This is a genomic window from Cohnella faecalis (assembly GCF_003570905.1).
GTDB classification, from domain to species: domain Bacteria; phylum Bacillota; class Bacilli; order Paenibacillales; family Paenibacillaceae; genus Cohnella; species Cohnella faecalis.
Window position 1 is genome coordinate 1 of record NZ_QXJM01000030.1, and the last position, 17,281, is coordinate 17,281.

Annotated in this window: 19 protein-coding genes; 13 read left to right on the forward strand and 6 right to left on the reverse strand. The window is 39.9% G+C overall.

The window, feature by feature from the left end:
- Positions 1-256 precede the first annotated feature (256 nt).
- The 6 genes from D3H35_RS09290 (at position 257) to D3H35_RS09310 (ending at position 7,848) form a co-directional block, all read left to right on the forward strand.
- On the forward strand, positions 257-448 hold the full coding sequence (locus D3H35_RS09290) for a hypothetical protein (protein ID WP_147355791.1): 192 nt from the start codon (positions 257-259) through the stop codon (positions 446-448).
- Positions 449-576: 128 nt separating this feature from the next.
- Positions 577-1,230, forward strand: coding sequence for a hypothetical protein (locus tag D3H35_RS30665; RefSeq protein WP_158594017.1), 654 nt, complete (start codon positions 577-579; stop codon positions 1,228-1,230).
- Positions 1,231-1,337: 107 nt separating this feature from the next.
- On the forward strand, positions 1,338-5,693 hold the full coding sequence (locus tag D3H35_RS09295; protein WP_158594018.1) for an RHS repeat domain-containing protein: 4,356 nt from the start codon (positions 1,338-1,340) through the stop codon (positions 5,691-5,693).
- Positions 5,694-5,705: 12 nt separating this feature from the next.
- Positions 5,706-5,984 (forward strand): hypothetical protein, encoded by a 279-nt coding sequence (locus D3H35_RS09300; RefSeq protein WP_119148813.1) that lies wholly within the window; start codon positions 5,706-5,708, stop codon positions 5,982-5,984.
- Positions 5,985-6,343: 359 nt separating this feature from the next.
- Positions 6,344-6,889 (forward strand): RHS repeat-associated core domain-containing protein, encoded by a 546-nt coding sequence (locus D3H35_RS09305; RefSeq protein ID WP_147355792.1) that lies wholly within the window; start codon positions 6,344-6,346, stop codon positions 6,887-6,889.
- 14 nt (positions 6,890-6,903) lie between these two features.
- On the forward strand, positions 6,904-7,848 hold the full coding sequence (locus tag D3H35_RS09310; protein WP_119148815.1) for a hypothetical protein: 945 nt from the start codon (positions 6,904-6,906) through the stop codon (positions 7,846-7,848).
- A gap of 176 nt (positions 7,849-8,024) precedes the next feature.
- Here D3H35_RS09310 and D3H35_RS30290 read toward each other — a convergent pair whose 3' ends face one another.
- Positions 8,025-8,357, reverse strand: coding sequence for a hypothetical protein (locus tag D3H35_RS30290; RefSeq protein ID WP_147355793.1), 333 nt, complete (start codon positions 8,355-8,357; stop codon positions 8,025-8,027).
- 216 nt (positions 8,358-8,573) lie between these two features.
- Here D3H35_RS30290 and D3H35_RS09320 point away from each other — a divergent pair, with 216 nt between their 5' ends.
- From D3H35_RS09320 to D3H35_RS09335, 5 genes are all read left to right on the forward strand, one after another.
- Positions 8,574-9,125, forward strand: a complete 552-nt coding sequence (locus D3H35_RS09320) for a hypothetical protein (RefSeq protein ID WP_147355794.1) — start codon at positions 8,574-8,576, stop codon at positions 9,123-9,125.
- Between the two features lie 14 nt (positions 9,126-9,139).
- A complete protein-coding gene (locus tag D3H35_RS09325) occupies positions 9,140-9,484 on the forward strand; it encodes a DUF2019 domain-containing protein (RefSeq protein WP_158594019.1) in 345 nt (114 codons plus the stop codon).
- A 378-nt stretch (positions 9,485-9,862) separates the two neighbouring features.
- Entirely contained in the window at positions 9,863-10,753 is an 891-nt protein-coding gene (locus D3H35_RS30295; protein WP_147355795.1) for a hypothetical protein, read from the forward strand.
- On the forward strand, positions 10,650-10,955 hold the full coding sequence (locus tag D3H35_RS34740; RefSeq protein ID WP_119148819.1) for a GIY-YIG nuclease family protein: 306 nt from the start codon (positions 10,650-10,652) through the stop codon (positions 10,953-10,955). The genes D3H35_RS30295 and D3H35_RS34740 overlap by 104 nt, the downstream gene beginning before the upstream one ends.
- 171 nt (positions 10,956-11,126) lie before the next feature.
- Complete coding sequence (locus D3H35_RS09335) at positions 11,127-11,759, forward strand: DUF2971 domain-containing protein (protein WP_119148820.1); 633 nt, start codon at positions 11,127-11,129, stop codon at positions 11,757-11,759.
- A 45-nt stretch (positions 11,760-11,804) separates the two neighbouring features.
- On the opposite strand, the gene D3H35_RS09340 is transcribed toward D3H35_RS09335, so the two are convergent.
- The 3 genes from D3H35_RS09340 to D3H35_RS09355 form a co-directional block, all read right to left on the reverse strand.
- Entirely contained in the window at positions 11,805-12,506 is a 702-nt protein-coding gene (locus D3H35_RS09340; RefSeq protein WP_147355796.1) for a hypothetical protein, read from the reverse strand.
- A gap of 343 nt (positions 12,507-12,849) precedes the next feature.
- The gene (locus tag D3H35_RS09350) at positions 12,850-13,311 is read right to left on the reverse strand and encodes a hypothetical protein (protein ID WP_119148823.1); all 462 of its coding nucleotides are present in this window, start codon (positions 13,309-13,311) and stop codon (positions 12,850-12,852) included.
- 137 nt (positions 13,312-13,448) lie between these two features.
- Positions 13,449-14,321 carry a hypothetical protein gene (locus D3H35_RS09355; protein ID WP_119148824.1) on the reverse strand — a complete coding sequence of 291 codons (873 nt, stop codon included), beginning with the start codon at positions 14,319-14,321 and terminating at the stop codon, positions 13,449-13,451.
- Positions 14,322-14,936: 615 nt separating this feature from the next.
- On the opposite strand from D3H35_RS09355, the gene D3H35_RS09365 reads away from it, so the two are divergent.
- Both D3H35_RS09365 and D3H35_RS09370 read left to right on the forward strand, forming a co-directional pair.
- Positions 14,937-15,440, forward strand: a complete 504-nt coding sequence (locus D3H35_RS09365; RefSeq protein WP_119148826.1) for a DUF6147 family protein — start codon at positions 14,937-14,939, stop codon at positions 15,438-15,440.
- A complete protein-coding gene (locus tag D3H35_RS09370) occupies positions 15,437-15,799 on the forward strand; it encodes an Ig-like domain-containing protein (protein WP_119148827.1) in 363 nt (120 codons plus the stop codon). The genes D3H35_RS09365 and D3H35_RS09370 overlap by 4 nt, the downstream gene beginning before the upstream one ends.
- 62 nt (positions 15,800-15,861) lie before the next feature.
- Here D3H35_RS09370 and D3H35_RS09375 read toward each other — a convergent pair whose 3' ends face one another.
- Both D3H35_RS09375 and D3H35_RS09380 read right to left on the reverse strand, forming a co-directional pair.
- Positions 15,862-16,689 (reverse strand): DUF4367 domain-containing protein, encoded by an 828-nt coding sequence (locus D3H35_RS09375; RefSeq protein ID WP_158594021.1) that lies wholly within the window; start codon positions 16,687-16,689, stop codon positions 15,862-15,864.
- Positions 16,686-17,261, reverse strand: a complete 576-nt coding sequence (locus tag D3H35_RS09380; RefSeq protein ID WP_119148829.1) for an RNA polymerase sigma factor — start codon at positions 17,259-17,261, stop codon at positions 16,686-16,688. Before D3H35_RS09380 ends, D3H35_RS09375 begins: the two co-directional genes overlap by 4 nt.
- Positions 17,262-17,281 lie beyond the last annotated feature (20 nt).

Below are 17,281 nucleotides of genomic sequence, written 5' to 3' on the forward strand. Positions count from 1 at the left end.
CCACAACCTCGAATGAGTAATATTCGTCTACCTTTGGTATTAATTGCTTTGAAGCCCTGAAGTCTCTCAGACTTCAGGGATTTTTTAATGAGCCCACCGTATATATCGATTGCCAGAATATTCGATGAAACATCAAGTTAATAGTTTTTTATGTTCTCGTATTGCAAAATTCCAATTTTTTCAACATAATTACAGATGACATTAAAAAATGAATTTTTTTATTGAGAATTACAAAAATGAGGAGAATGAATCAGGCATGAAGAAAAGGTTAAGCGCAATTGTATTGTCATTTGCAATAATGTTGTCTTCGTTTCAAATAGCCGATGCGGAGCAGACCGTGCCGGAAGCTGTTGCTTCGCAGACAAATAGCGTAAGGTCGGAAGTGCAGAATGGCACCGTAAATAACGACGAGTCCGGTATCAACAGTTTTTTCAGATCAGCAGCTTAAATCTATCAAAGAACGCTTTACTTCGGAGATGCGTTTGCTTTCAGCCTATTATTACCCCGAGCTTGTCAGCTCGTTAAGCCAAGAAGAATTAACGATTTTTCTTTCCTGGACGATGCAAAGCTAAAAAAATGTATTTACAATTATCTCAGGACCAGCAAGCCAATCTTGAACGACTAGTCCCGCTCGTCAAACAATATCTCGTTCCTCAAGTAAGTAAAAACATTCAAAGCGAAGCAACGGAAAGAAGCCTAAACGGAAATTCCAAGGCATCGACATCGATTAACGCAACGGCTGCAGCAGCCTCTACCGAGTACTCTTATTCTCCCAAAGACGCCGGCTTTAATTATCAGCAGTCTTTCGAGGGAGATGTCGACCCCGTTTCGAAATCTTTTAATCAAAGCGACATCGATTTATTTTTGAAAGGTGACGTAGGTTTAGACATCGTTTTGGAAAGAAGCTACAACTCGTCGTCTTCGTTTTTTTCTCGTCCGGTCGTAAGTTGCTGCGACTCAAATCAACCATATGATTTTGTTCAAGATGCGGATCTGAACAATACAACAAGCGCGCAGCCTGCATCCTATGGGGTTAACGAAATTGCACCTGGATGGGAATTAAACATTCCAATAATGACTATTGTTATTTTGATAAGTATGGTATTTATAAAAAAGAAACAAACAATTCAAAATATGAATTTACAACATTTTATGGGTACAACGTTGGCTATAGTAGATTTCAATTGGATGATGGAAACACATATACGTTTGCTTCGAGCACTCTGTTAAACAGCACATATAAAAACGTGACATACTCGGAGACAAAAGACGATTATGTCATTACTGTAGACGATAATGTTTCCTATTATTTTGATAGAGCGACTATGCGGATTAAAATGAAAAGAAATAAAAAGGGAAATTTCGTCACCTATACCTTCAAAAACTATCCCAGCACATCTACGCTTGAAAAATTGACTATCGATCCTTTGGGTCAACCGTTTTACGTGGATATACTGCTTAGCGGAAAAAAAGTATCCGGGTTTCAAGTATTCGATCGAACGAATACGCTGATCAAGCATGTGAAATACAATGTGCCGCGAACTACTACAACTACGCCTCTGACCATACGCAAATTGACAAGGGAAACTACAATAGCGGCAGGCTTGGCTTATTACCAGCTAGAAAGCGTAGTAGATGTCCTTCAGAATAAAACATTAAAAGCGTATACGTACTACAACCCTACTCAGACGCTTGCCGACTTTAATTTAGAGGACGACTGGAAATATTTTATCGATCAAAACGGCAACTATATTCTTGATGTCAAAGATCGCAACGGGAATGGCGTAGAGTCGGCAGAAGTCGTTAGGTTAAATAAGGGTTATTACGGCGAGGTTGCTTATCTGCTGTTAAAGGAAATTACAGATTACACCGGATTCAAGACGACAGTTCAATATTCGACCTACGATAGAAGCTGGCCTCAATATACCGATTACGAAGAAAGCGAGCAGAAACGAGGAACTATTAGAAGTTACGGCGATTTGAACTTGTTGCAGTACATAGGCTATCTACCGGTAGTCAATGTTTTTTATTCGTATACAGATGCAAACGGTCAAACCAAAATTTACACTAACAATTATCAACGAGATTACAGCAGAGCCCAGGAAATATGGAATCGGCCCAAGAGTGTAACTCCAGCTACGACGTATTTGCCTGCTCATCGGCTTGTTAATGCATCGAGTTATCGGAATGGCGATATTCAGAGCAGCTCAATGACTCAAATTTACGAGGGTTTTTCGACCAGCGCTAAGCGGGAGTTCAGGGTTACCAGCAAAGGAACGTTCAAATTGCTTTGGGAAAAGCAAATCAACCAGCTGCCCCAGAACAATTTGAATGTAACTGACGGTTCTAATAACATTTCGTATTCGACTGAGAATATAACCGCTTATCAATATGACGAAGGAACGAACAAGCCTTATCTCATTAAGTCATTGAACGGGGGACAAGGCAATCTGGTCAATGACTTCGGGAGAAGTCTGCCTGGCAACATTGCTAATTTTGCGAATATCCAGAAGCTGGAGTATAACGACTACGGCGATGTGATTTATAAAGAAGACACGCTTGGCAATAAGATGACGGCGCAATACGATGGGATTAAACATCAAGTCAGCTATCAGTCTATCGTTTCGGCGGATGGGAAATCGAAAACCGAAAATACGTTTGAATATAACACAGACTCGACTATAAAAAAAATAACTACAAAACAAACCTATAACGATCCTGCGACACAGTTGCCTGTTGTTAAAAGCTCGACAGAGGAATATGTGTCTTACAATGTCAGGAAGATGCCTACGCAAGTGATCGTTACAGCGGATGGATCCACGCAAGTCATTAATTACTTGTACGATACGAGAGGGTTTCTGGTAATCAAAGAAACTGTTTCCGTTAAATTATCGGACGGGACATTAAAAACGGAAGTATCAAATAGTTATACTTATGATTCATTGAATAGAGTTACATCACAGACCTATCCGGACGGAAGCAAAGTTGTATACACGTACGATTCGCTGAACAGGAAACTGAGCGAATCGTTCATCCCTTCTACCGGAGGGGGAACAAGAACGATCCAATATACGTACGATGACTCGAATAGAACGATAACTAAGATATTGCCGGATGGCGAGAAGATCATCTCAACGTACACACCTTACGGTACAGAAGAAAAAATACAACGAGCAATCGGATCGAATACCAAAGTAATTCAAACCAAGATATTCGACTCTACAGGGATGGTTGTTAAAGCAACGCTGCCATATAACGATCCAACTAAAGGCGAGTATTACAGTTACGGCGAGGACGGTCAAATTCAGACTGTCACAAACGCACTGGGACAAAGTTCAAATTATTACTACTCGAATTCCGTCACAGCCACGGATGGATCGCTCTCGCTGCCGCAAATGACATCGAAAACGGTCGATCAGGACGGGAAGGAAACATGGAGCTATGCCGATCGAGCGGGAAGAGTGGTCAAGCAAGTAGAAAAAAGCGGCAGCAAAACTAGAACAACGCTGCAAGATTACAATGGCGCGGGTCAAGTTACCAAGAGGCAAGTTATTTCAAACGGTCAGCTCCAAACAACCTGGTTTGAATACGATGCAGTAGGAAATTTGATTTATGTTAGAGATGAGAAAGGTCAACAGTACAAGTATACCTACAACTCGTCGAATCAGCTTGAAAGCATTTCAATTAACGGTGTATTGCAAAACCAGAAGCAATATAATGAGCTTGGATGGCTTCTAAAAAGCACAAATGCAAACGGACAAGCTAAAAACTATCAGTACAGAACTAACGGTCTGGTCGAGAAGGTTATTGACGAAGAGGGGCAAATCTCTAATTATTCGTATACCCCGTATAATGAGCAGGAACGGCTTTCCGTTAAAAATGCAACGGGGACGGAGCTGTATTGGCTTCAAAATACATTCGATCCGACGTCAAGGCTCGTAACGGGAATAACCAACAGTGAAAACGAGACTTTGACGTATCGTTACGACAGCTGGAAGCACCTTGATCAACAGACGGTTGCCGGGAAAAAATATTCATTTGCTTACGATGCTTTTGACCGCTTATCCACCGTTGTATACCCTGACAATGCGGCCGTCAACTATTCGTATGATGCCTTAAATCGAATTTCAACCGTATCTTATCCTGACATGGGTGTCGTGAGCTACGGATACAATGTAAGCCAGAACGCCAATAAATATACCGTCACTTATCCTAATGGACTTGTGCAGGAGAAATTGATCGACGGCTTCGACGAGCTTGTCTCGGTAACCCATTCCCGCTCGTCATCTGCTCCCGAATGGACGGAGAGCTTCGGGTTTGACTCATTTGGCAATATTGAAACCATTAATCGCAACGGACAAATATTTAACTATTTGTATGACGGACTGAATCGCATATCCACGGATGTTTCATCACAAAAGGAATATCATTATGATGATCGGGGCAACATTCAATCCTTTGAGCAAAACGGTCAAACGTATTCCTTTGCCTATGATAATTCGAACAGACTAACTCAAGCAGCGTTGCCATCGAATACGATTAATTTCACTTATGATAATCGTGGAAACAGACTTACCGCCAATAGTGACACATATACTTATAATTCTCTTGATCAATTAAAGACGTTCACTAACGGAACCAATCAGGCGTTGTATACTTATTATGGAGACGGGTTGAGGGCAACCAAGAAGGTAAACGGCGTATTAACTCGATTTGTCTACTTGAATGGACGTGTGATCGATGAACTAGATTCCAACGGAAACAGCAAAGCTCGAAATATATGGGGCAATGAGCTGATTTTCAGAAAAGACAATGCAACAAATCAAAAAGGGTACTATTCGTACAATGGGCATGGCGATGTAGTCCGGATAACCGATGCTGCCGGAACGGCCATTAATTCCTATGACTACGACATTTGGGGGAATATCACAAGCCAAACGGAAGGGATGTCCAACCCTTTCAAATATACCGGCGAGATCCAGGATGACGAATCGGGCTTGATTTATTTACGAGCCAGGTATTATGATCCAAGTATTGGAAGGTTCATTAATGAGGATAGCTATGAGGGGCAGATTGATAATCCGCTGACGTTGAACTTGTATACGTATGTGGGCAATAATCCATTAATATATTCAGACCCATCAGGACATTTTTGGGAAACTATTGTAGATGTAATGAGTATCGGATGGAGTGCCGTTGATTTATGGAATGACCCTAGTTGGAGTAATGCAGGGTTCTTAGCTTGGGATATTGCGGCAACAATTATACCTTTTGCCCCAGGTTCATATGTGCTAAAAGTAGGTAAAATAACGTTTAAAAGCGGCGAGGAAGCTACATCCTACTACAATAAACTTAAGAAAACACAAGACATTACTTGGAGCCCATATAAAAACAAACATACTTTGGATAGTAAAGTGAAGTGGGACAAAAAGGCTATTCAAAGTACAAAAACTGGTTCAGCGAAGTATAAGCCTGGGATCGATAACGAAATGCTAGAAAGAATTACATGGGATCAAGGTAAAATAGTAAAAGATAGTAACGGATCTACGTGGAAAATACTAGAGTTCGATGACATTGTAGGTGCTTATCTCGGTAAAGAAACAAAATATGTGGTGGTAAAAGAAAGTGGGGGTACAATACATGGACATCCTATTAGCGAAGAAGAAGCTAAAGCCTATTTGAAAAAATCGTAAAGGAGGGATAACATGTTTGAAGGAATTGATTTTAGCCCAGGCTTAGTAACTTACAATGAAACACAAAACCCAAACTATTTGCATGAAGAAGATCTATTTCAGGTTTCATACAATGAAGACATGTATGTACTTGACTTAGGGTGGTATGGAAATGAATTTGCATTAATGTTGATTAGACAGTTAGACTGGTCAAACCCGATATGGGAAAAAAGAACTTCAGATTTACTTGAACTTGAGCCTTTAATGCGTGAATGTGTTGTGTATGTAAAGAAACTACTTATGTTGAATTAACTGAATAACTTGTTTTTGGTCGAAATGAAAAGGGGCCGAAACGGCCTATGAACGGAATCAGGGCATTGGATCCACTACTTCATCTTCCTTCGATGTTCCGGCATCGTAATCGGGATAAGTGAGGTGGGGTTACCAAGCCCTTTCGTTTTGATCGGGACAAGTTTCGGCTAATTTCATTTTGAGATCGATTTGCGTTCCTTCCGTCCAAAAGCACTGTAAACTGGGCTTTGAAAGACGAAATTTAAACTGGTAGGGGCTTTTTTAGCCACCCATCGAGCTGCTCTTCAGGAAAGACAATGCAACATATCAAAAAGGGTACTATTCGTACAATGGGCATGGCGATGTAGTCCGGATAACTGTTGCTGCCGGAGCGGTCTTCCTATAACTACGACATTTGGGAAAATGTTACTAGCCAAACGGCAGGGATGTCCAATCCCTTCAAATATACTGGCGAGATCCAGGACGACGAATCAGGTTTAATTTATCTACGGGTCAGTATTATGATCCTCCTGTTGGTCGATTTATTAATGAGGAAACGTATGAGGGGCATTGATGATCCTTTAACGTTGAATCTTTATACGTATGTGGGGGATAATCCATTTATTTACACCGACCCATCAGGTCATAAATGGAAGTTGGCGAGAGATGTATGGAATTTTGTTTCCGGCTCAGCTTCGAAATCGTACCAATATGTAAAAGATCAGCATACATCGTGGGAAAAAGGATTGAGCTATTGGACTCTAGGTATGTCAGATCCGTTTTTTGCTTCAGCAAAAAATTCAATCGTGTTAACAAATAACCCAAACGGGGCAACCGGTTTTTATGCCAAGGCAGTAGAATTTTTAGTTAATCAGGGTTACAAATTTATAAAAAACGGAGATTATTGGAGTGCTGTGAAAAAATAAGTCGAGGTGATACGATGGATTTCCATATTGGTTCAAGCAGAGTGATCAAACAAATTGTTAGATCAATAAATTCGTTTCAAGAAGATAGGATTAAATCTTTTCAAGGGGGACACCTCGTAAAGAAAAATGAGACATTTGTTGATTTAATGAAAGTGGACTATCTCAATGAAATCAGCATTCTTGAACAGATATTCGTTCTGGAAGAGAGATTTAATATTCGATTCTTCACGTTCAATTGGCCCGAAGGATTTCGCTATGAATCCTCCTTTTTTGCATATATTGTTTTCGATAATTCCAAGACTAAACACAGATATGAACAAAACTATTTTACGATTAAGATTGAGCAGGATGCTCTAAACAAGGAACGACACCGGGTATTCTTTATTCCCGGTACTTCAAATCGAGAAGTGACGATTCCAGAAGCTTTTGAGATACTGAATAAAAAAAGCGACGTAGCTTCGGCTCCCCTGCTCAACAGAGAGTTGCTACAACTTGGTGAATTAACGATTGGTGACCTGGAGGCCTTGGGCAGAAACATAGTTGATGATGAATCCGCTATTGAATTATCGGGGAGCCCTGGGCAACAAAAAAGTATTAATGCGTACCTCCAGCTCTTAAAAATCAAACACGATTTTATTTTATTGAAAAGAATTGAAGAATCCGGACATGCCTTCATTGAAGGAAAGCTAGCATTTGAAGCATATTATATTCCACGCTTAAAAGTAGCGTATCGGGAAATAGAAAAAAACGAATTAACCATTCGAATCATTAACAGCGATACTAAAACAATTCGAATCGTTCATTATCACAGGGAGTACTCGTTGCAGCAGTTATTTCAATTTGCAAATCTAAAAACGGAAGTAGAAGATGAGTTTGAACTGTTGTTAACGTTTTCAGTTTATGACTTAAATGTTATAGCTCTATTAGCTGAAAATGTGTATGAGAGCGAAAAGAGATAAAATTCCGAGGGCACAGTACAAAATTTGTGTCTAACGAAATAAATCTGATCCTTATGGCCGGACAAACGGTTTTCCTCTAAGTTGATTTTTCCCGTAAGAGTGGCTTGCAGACTTTCAAGCCGCCATGCGGTAAAACAGCGGACAACCCACCATTGTCCCAGCGGCTGAGCACAACCCTACCAGCCCAGCCGCCCCATTTTCCTCTTTTGCTTTTGTTCAATAATCTCTTTTGCCTTGCGTTTGGGGCGGGACTGACGAAGCAAACGTGCCGGGAAGGGATTTCGTCTTTCAAAGCGGTTTACAGGAGGAAGGCCGGAAGACCACGCAAATCGGTTGAACTGAAGGAACCGCCGAATATCATGATTGATACTAACTCGTATAACGTACTCAAACTGGAAATACGCTTGGAAGAGGTACTCATGAAAATAATGAACTATAAGTTTGTATTTTACTCGACAGTCTTTATTTTTGTTGCTTTGTTTTTTTTCTTGAATAATGACTGGGAGCATAGAGTGGCCTTATTACTTTTAGCTACTGTACTTTTTGGAATAATAAGATTTGCGCCAAGAAAATTAGTTGGAATCTCTGTAATTATCGTATTCATCGTATTTAGGATTATTGATATGCTACTAATATCGCAGTAAATATATGTACCTGCTAAAATTGACTTCTTACGAAGTCTAGCCGAACCGCGAGAAATCCGCCCTATTTTCCACGTTTTGCTTTTGTCTACCCTGATTTTCCCTTTCATTTGGGATGGATCTAACGAAGCAGACGTGCCGATAAGGGATCGTCTTTCTAATCAGTTTACAGTAGGAAGAGCACTAGCCACCGCTAACCTTACACCTTGGGGGAAATTGTTTAAGGCTGGAAAAATTGCGATGCTTCTTGTTAAAGTTGGTTCAAAGGGCGAAGATGTTGTTACCGGATTCAGGACATTCGATGAATTAAAGAAAGTCCTCGGTTCTGCAGGCGAGAATAAAGCATGGTACCATATTGTGGAACAAAGCCAAGTTGCCAAATACGGATTTAGCGTTGGGGATATCCAGAATCTAAATAATGTCGTCGCTATTCCTTCGGGGTACAGTGGTAGTGTTCACTCCAAAATAAGTGGATTCTACAGTTCGAAGCAGCCATTTACTAATGGGAAAACTGTTCGTGAGTGGTTATCTGGAAAGAGTTTTGAATACCAGTTTGAATTTGGGCTACAACAACTAAAAAAATATGGGACAGTTGAGCAAACTTCAAATGGGTGGGTATTTAAGCTATTCGAGTGATAGGAGCTGATACTTTGGAGTTAGTCCAAAAACAGATCAACGATTTCATTGATGCTGCAATTCAGCATGGTGAATGTACTGAAATTGGAAATAGTAAGCTCGGAAATAAATTTTATAAAAAAATCATGATGTCATCGGAAGTTATCAAGTCAAGCGAGAAAGGAAAAGAAGTCTTTTTAGAGCTTATGAAACATCCCAACATTTCTGTGAGGTTGTGGAGTGCAAGTTTTGCATATCAAAATAATCCAATTGAAGCAGAACAAGTACTTCAAGACATTATAGGAATTAAAAAGTCGCTCGTTTCATTCACTGCTGAAATAACTCTCAACGAATTGAAATCAGGAAGATTATTGATGTAAAGATTTTAATTACATGAGGTTTCCCTACCGGTAGGATCGAGCTAGGAGCCGCCCTGTTAGGATGGCTTCCCTCGTCCTACCACACCATTTTGCAAGCCGAAGCGCCCGCGCCAGCTTCCCGGCGCGGCCGCCCCGTTTTCGCTTATCCGTTTTTCTCAACCGTTTGGGGACGTGGCTGGCGAAGTGGACGTGCCTAAGTAGGGATTTCGTCTTTCAAAGCGGTTTACTTTAGGAAGGCTGGAAGATCACGCAATTCGGTTGAACTGATCGTGGTTAGAAGAGGACTCTATAATTCCAGACAACCAACTACATTACGGTCAGTCACTTGTTCTTTAGAAGATTTGGCGTTTTGAATTCTTAAGCTTGGGGGTATTCTCAGTGAAGTTAGAATTTAAAGATGAGATGTTAATTCCTAATGGTGATGTCTATTATTCAATTTACGAACTTGAAAATTGGTTAAGAAGGATCAGTCTAAGTGTTTATATGATGGAATATGGCGATTTATGGTTAGAAAATGTGCCGAAGAGAGTATATGAAAGATATATGCAACGTAGTACAAAAACTAATGAAATATACTATTTCGATGCTGACAGTGAAGACAACTTAATTTGGTCTTTGACTCATTCTGAATTATCTGAACTCTTATTAAATCCTAAAGTGTGGGATAGAGTTCATATGGTAATAGGATTTACTAACGAAAGATTTAAACAAAAATTATTTGAATTAAGAGAGATAAGAAATATTCTTGCTCATAATAGAGCATTGTCTGAAAGAACAGCTGTCATAGTTCAAGGCATTATTGAATCAATGCATCTCGCTGTTGATAAGTTTAAGCAAAATTATTTGTACACTGGAAACTTTGAAATTTTACATTCGGGAAACGATAAAATTGGAGACTATTTTGTTGATAAGATGGATGAACATGATCCATCCAACTTCCAGTCGTTTATAAGTGTTGATAAAGATTTGTTCTCTATTGCCTGTTTACCTGTAGAAAGGGAAGGCAAATATCCCAGCGCATATAAATTATTAAATTGTTATAAGGATGTCCTCGATAGCATATTAGCTATTCAAGTTAATAAATCTGGGGATGAATATCTCATTACTTTCCCTAAAAAAGTCTCATTAGATAATATTAAGCGTATAGTAGATAGGTTTACAAGAAATGATCCTGTCTGGACAAATAGAAGATTTGAAGATCAACACCCTAAATACATTTGTAATCCTAAAATTTGGTTTTACGAAAATAATAAGCCCATTGAGGAATAAGCAACTATTTCTTACAAGCCTAGTTTGGAAAAACTTGCAGGCGACAGCAGGGTCTTACTCGAGATATTTCCCTAAAACCTTCTCCATCTATTCCACCTGCAGGAATAGATGTTATTTAGCTGAAAAACTAATTCATGAACGTCTTTCTCAGTATAGAATTAATCCTAGTAGAGAATTTTTAAGGCTCCCTATAGGGACGTGATAATTCATTGGACCTGATCTCGGCGTTTGCATATTAGCCGGATACATCCGCACCACCTAAGCGGATTGCATCCGTCTCTCTGAGACTTCTTAAGGTAGTGGTATGTCGTGAATACAAGAACCAGAACGTTAAGCGTAAGTAATGCAAATTAATTAATGGGCGGCTGATAATATGCCATACACTTTAGAACAGTGGAATAAAAGAATTGGCGGTAGAACAGACTTATCAACTTATATTACTCATTTAACAAGGGCTACAAGCGATCTAACTACTGGCAAGGTTTTAATGAAAATTTTATCAGATCAAAAAATAATAGGTAGTAATCCAGGGTCTCCTGGTTTTATAGTTGGAAATAACCCCGCAGTATGCTTTCAAGACACTCCACTTTTATCATTGGGTCAGAATATACTTCATGAACAAGATTATAGAAAACAAATGGAAAAAAGTGGTGTGCCAAAAGTGAAAGTACGTTATCTACCATATGGATTAGCTTTCCGAAAAGTATATGCGTATAACAAAGGAGCTCGACCTGTTATTTATGAGTCAACAGAACTAGCAAAAACTCTACTTCCAGAAGAAGAACATTGGAGAATTGTAAATTTTAATTTGAGCAATAAAGAAAATATTATTGATTGGACCCATGAGCGTGAGTGGAGAATAAAAGGAGATTTCGAATTTCAATTATCTGAAGCGGTGTTATTGGTTTCCAATGAAACCGCATATAAATGGTTCATTGACAATGATAATAAAAACTTACTTAAGAAGCTTGCTGGTGTGGTATGTCTAAGAGCAGTAATTTTTTAATAACCAATAGATTTAGTGGGTTAAAAGGGCAAACTCACGCTCTATTTACCCTTTCAATTTAGATAATGCCTCGTCTGTAAAGCTTAGAAAAGCTTCTTTGAGAAAGGGGATGGTTGTATTTTCTATTTCAAGATAACGATACCAATCACCCATTAGGAAGTAATTCGCATTTTCTAAACGATTGTTGAATATTTCAAAATAGTTTTCACTTTTCTCTTGCGAGTATTTAAGAAGCAACTCTAGTTCATGAACTGATAAGATTTGCGGTTTAAACTGAAAACATTTTTTGAAATCAATTTGCTCCGATTTCATATTCGGTTCAATGTTATTGACATAGTACCATTCAGAATTCGCTAAGTATAACTGCTTATACGTTATTACTGCTGATATAATTTTTTTATGCTGTTGATCACCGATTAGTTGATTGAATATACCTTCTTTAATCATTTGAGCTGTAGAACATAACTGATCAAAGCCAGTGCTTATTTTTTTAGAGGAATTATCTGATTTCATAGAGTTTTCCGTAGCAATATATGCACTATACTCGATACCTTTACACTCGATTAGAAATATATAATCTTCAAATACCATCATTACATCACATATCTTTTTCTGAGTATATTGTCTTAATTGATTCTCGGCATAAATTTGCTCAGGGGAAACAAATTCTCTAAGGAGATTAACGATGTATCGTTCAAAATTATGTCCGAATTCCATTCCAAAGTCGCTTGGTAACCCTTTTTGCAAATATCAAATATTCCTTCTGCTGCTCTACTCATAAATAACTCCTGATGAATTACTAGATAATCTGTCTCATTTATTCTGAGCATTGGTTTGTCCACGAATACCCCTCGAAGATATGTCTCATAGAATAACACAAAAGTCGAGCCGATTTTATTTTCAATTTGATTATTAAAGTCTTTAACATCGGTAGGAGTAACGAAGTTTTGTTGAAAAAATGAGTTGATAGCTAGATCTGATGCTATTTTCTGTTTGGAATTGATATAATAAAGCGGTGAAATGATTTTGGGTTTATTATCGGCTATATAAGCATAAATGGCAAAACCAATAAGAAACCAATCATGAAAGGTCATATTAAACGTATCTTTGAAATATTTTTCACTTTTCGGATAATTACTTTTATTAAAAAGTAATATTGATCTTCCCAGCGAATTTGTACTGTGGCCCATTGCAATGAAAGTTGCTGCCTTGCCATATTAACAAAAAATGGTTCGACGCCATCGTCTTTTGTCAAAAAATATTCTGCTACAGGATCAAAATATTGTCTGTAGTGATTTAGAATGCGCTGAAGTTTTATTTCGGTAAGTATATCATTTCGATTAGAATTATAATAACTGCAATTGGCTTGAATCGAGTGCATTAGAAAATGTATTGGATATCGTCCCATATGTTTTCTATTTACGAATACCTCATTAATAATGTTAGAGACAATAACTGCATAATGTGTTGGATTGTATTTTTTAAGTAGCGATTGAAGCCCCTCACGAAAGACATCAGCTTTATGTTTTAATTTATAATCCTCATTATTCATGTCACTCTCTCCTAAAAAAGGACTATTACATGAGCCACTGAAATTAGTTTCGACGGCTCATGATTGGCTTTTCTGCTAAGTAAATATAAGGTTGTATATTAATGGTAAATTCATTGAAGTGTGATGGTAAACGATTTTCATTTACGATTTTGCACTGTGAGAGAAGCAATTGCGAGAATAAATCCAATAGCTGTTAGGTTTGCTGGCGTTCTAGAAAAATCTTGGGTTGTATTCATATAGATTAACATAATAATTCCAACAATAATTAGTAATATAATTAAAAAGGAAGGTTTAGCAATCAATCTATAAAGTTTTGAAGAAAAGCTTTGTTTCTCAGCGTTAGTCGATATTTTCTGTTTACAATTTTCTAGCGATTTTTTAATGGATAGAACCCTTGTACGATGCTCAGAAACACCATCTTCTTTCATTGTCTCCATGAGATGAATACTCTCAGCGGATAGATGAGCTTGTTTGATTTTTTTAATGAGTTCTAAAACTACCTGTTGTTCATTATTCTTCAATAACATGGAAAAATCATCTTTTATTAATTCTCTTAAATTTATAATTAATTGAATATCAGCTCTGGAATTGGTATATATAAAAACGTTATTTAAACTCCTTTCCAATTCATACAAATATTTTATCAAGCGTCTATTAATCATCCAGATTTGTACACTCTTTTTGTTTTTATCAATGTATTGCTGTAAAAGGTCAAAGTAAATGAATAGTTTTTCATTGAGTGCTTTTGAAGAGATTGGATCTCTCTCTGACAAAAACAAGAAAAATATAGATGAAAAAATCATGGAAATTGTTATGACAAAGAATATTGTGGCATACGATTGGTTTAAAAAACTAAATACAAATATAGATAGAATTGATAATAAACCACAAAACAAGAATAAGAACCCGACATAAAAGAAGTAAATACTAGAATTTATACCGGACTCAATTGAAAGCTTATCCTTAGGCGTTAAAATTTTTTCAATGTAGCGTGACTCATTATTTATCATCTACTTTTCCCCCAATTTAGACAATGATGCTTTAGAAAAGCTCTTGTTAACTACTCCGTATTATAGCGCGCGCTCTGACAATATTATTTGATATTAAATTGTGATTCTAGCCAGAATAAGAAATCAGGATCCTTGATATGTTCGTAAACATATTCTAATCATATCAAAGATTAGGATGAAATTGGATGATTTTGTCGAATCCTCGAAGCCTTTCAATCAAAAACGGGGGAGGGGGGAGGGCTTTAAATCAACTGACTTTTGCCGGTTCTGAAAGTTGCATCTGGAACTAGGGAGACCTTTCTTCGCACAGCGTTATAGCTCAAAGAGCGAGCCTGTAAGCCTTGAAGGGGTAAGCTGCCCTTCAAGAAAATGACGCAATATGAATTCGATAATTTTGATTGGCTCATACCAGCTTGGACACTGAACCCCACCAAAATGGTGGTTAAAAGTGTCTTTTTTGCTTTTTTCTATGAATTGTCGAAACGTAAAAACAGCGCCAACGAAAAAAGTCGAAAAAAAGTTCAAAAAAAGTCGAAAAATGTTGGAACGATTTCTTTTTTCGCGTGTTTATAAGGTATGAACGACAAAGACATTATAGAGAGAGAGGGACAGACAATGAACGTACACCGTGGCAAAAAAGCTCGTAAGGCAGTGTACCGCTGGTTGTCGTTAGGGCTGTTGAGTTTGCTGCTTATTCCTTTCGGAACGACGGCTTATGCGGCATCTGGGACTTCCGTACGAGCTCTTACCGGGGCTCCTCCGTCGGAGCTTGTGGCGCCTATGAGCATCTTTAATCCGAGTCATCTTTATTTGGACAGCGGAGGTTCAAGTATTACTGCATCAACGGGCAAGGTAACGGTAGCGGCATCGACGACGGCTTTGATAGCGGTGGACTCTATCGGCATTACCTTCTACGTGCAAAAATGGAACGGAAGCTCATGGGAGACGGTCGGCTCGGGAACGACGACGGGCGGCAACAACGCATCGTCCTACACTAATAGTCTCGCCCGCACCGTGACCTCGGGCTATTATTATCGGTCAAGAACGATTCATTGGGTTATCGAGAACGGCGTGTATGAGGAAGGGGAGCTATTCAGCAGCTCGGTGCTCGTTAGTTGAGCGAGCATCCTTGGATTCTTGCAACAGAGCCCTCCCCAGATGCTCGCAACGTCCCGAGCGAGATGCACATCTCCATCCATTTCAAGGAGGATATGAGCCGACATACCCTTAACGCTCGCAATATACTGATCTTGGACGGCATGGACGGAGGTCGGCTGATCTCGAACCGCTTCGCTTATCGGTACCACGCCGAAAAAAATATGCTGCAAATATACTTCAAGGATAGGGGAGACGGCTTTGCCTGCGGCAACGACATCGAAGTCATCCTGACCGGAAGAATCGCCAACGCAAGCAACGTAACGATGGATATTCCATATTCGTTTCATTTCTCGACCGCTTCCCGCTTGAGGATAGACTGACACGAACGCCCCCGATCTCCATACGGATCGGGGGCGTTCGTTGCGACCGGGCTATTGTTTGCTCATAGAGGCGGGGTTCGCATCCCTTCGAACATAGCGATCATTTCGTCCGAGGAAACCTTGCCGCTCATATACACATAAATGCCGTTTCGAAACGTCTCCAGGGCGGTTAATCCATTTGTCGAGACAGTTAGGATGGCCGGACCGGTACTTAACTCGATCTTGTCGACGGAGATGCCGGTTTTTGGCGTCTTCATCGCAAGACCCGTTTCCGATTTGAATTTTTCCATTTGGACATGCAGGACATATCCGTCTTCTTTCTCGAAGTTGAACATGACGAAGCTCGATTTCTTCGAATTCTGCGTAGGACGAATGTTAACAGTGGTTCGGCTGTTTGAGTAATTTTGCGGCAGGTACGTGAACTCGGGAACCGCGAATGTCAGCCTGCTTTGGAGCTGATCGAGCGGTACTTCAATGCCTTCGCCGAGTAATTGCCCATCTCCGCCTTGCTCCGACGGAGAAAAGTCCGGCGGAGGAGTCGTCAATGCGCCGTCCGTATGGTTATCGTCGGAACGGCCAAAAATAAAGGTGTACACTCCGCCCGGCGACTCCTTGATTGTGTCGACCAGCGGTTCGATGGCCTTCGCGGCTTGCGTGTTGCCGAAGATGACGGCTCCGAGCAGAATGGACGAAGCTACGATTGCGACGCGCGTCAGATTGGAGCGCAGCTTCTGCTTGCGACGCAAAGCGGCTAGCTGCGGCTGCAAGGCAATCCAGGAAGGACGATGGTCATCCGGACCAAGCTCGTCTTTTGCGACGGGGGAATAATCAAAAGCCTGCTCGAACGCCTGGTCGAACAAAATATCGAATTCGGAGTCCGTTTTGTTCACTTCATTTTCCCCCATTCCTGCTGCAGTTTGTTTTTCAGACTCATTCGCGCGCGGAAGAGCTTCTGCCGAATCGTATCCTCCGTCTCGTGAAGCTCGTCCGCAATTTCTTTGTAGGAAAGCCCCTTTTTCCATTTCATCTCCAGAACGGCGCGATGATCGGGTCGCATTTCCTTGAGATGAAGGGAAATTTGCTCCTTCAAGGAGTTAAGCTCGGCTTGGAGCTCTACCGATTCCGAAGCGGCTGCGAACGGAATGCCCATGGAGATCACGCTCTCCAGACTGATGTCGGTACGATAGTTTTTCGTTTTTCGCAAATGGTTGATAACGTTATTTTTGGCGACGATCTTGATCCATGCTTTGAAGCGCGGCTCATCCAACACATCTTTGGGCGGTTTGCGGAGCGTCGTCAAGAACGTTTCCTGAATGATGTCCTCGGTGGCCGAGTGGTCGTGGATCAGCTGCATGACCGGTCGATATAAAAAGTTGTAAAACTGTTTGTAGAGCTGTTCTTGCAGCGCAGCGTTCAGTTCGTAAAAGTTCGAACCTAGCAGGAGCAACAGGTTGGTCTGCATGCGAGGAGTCTCCCGTTCGC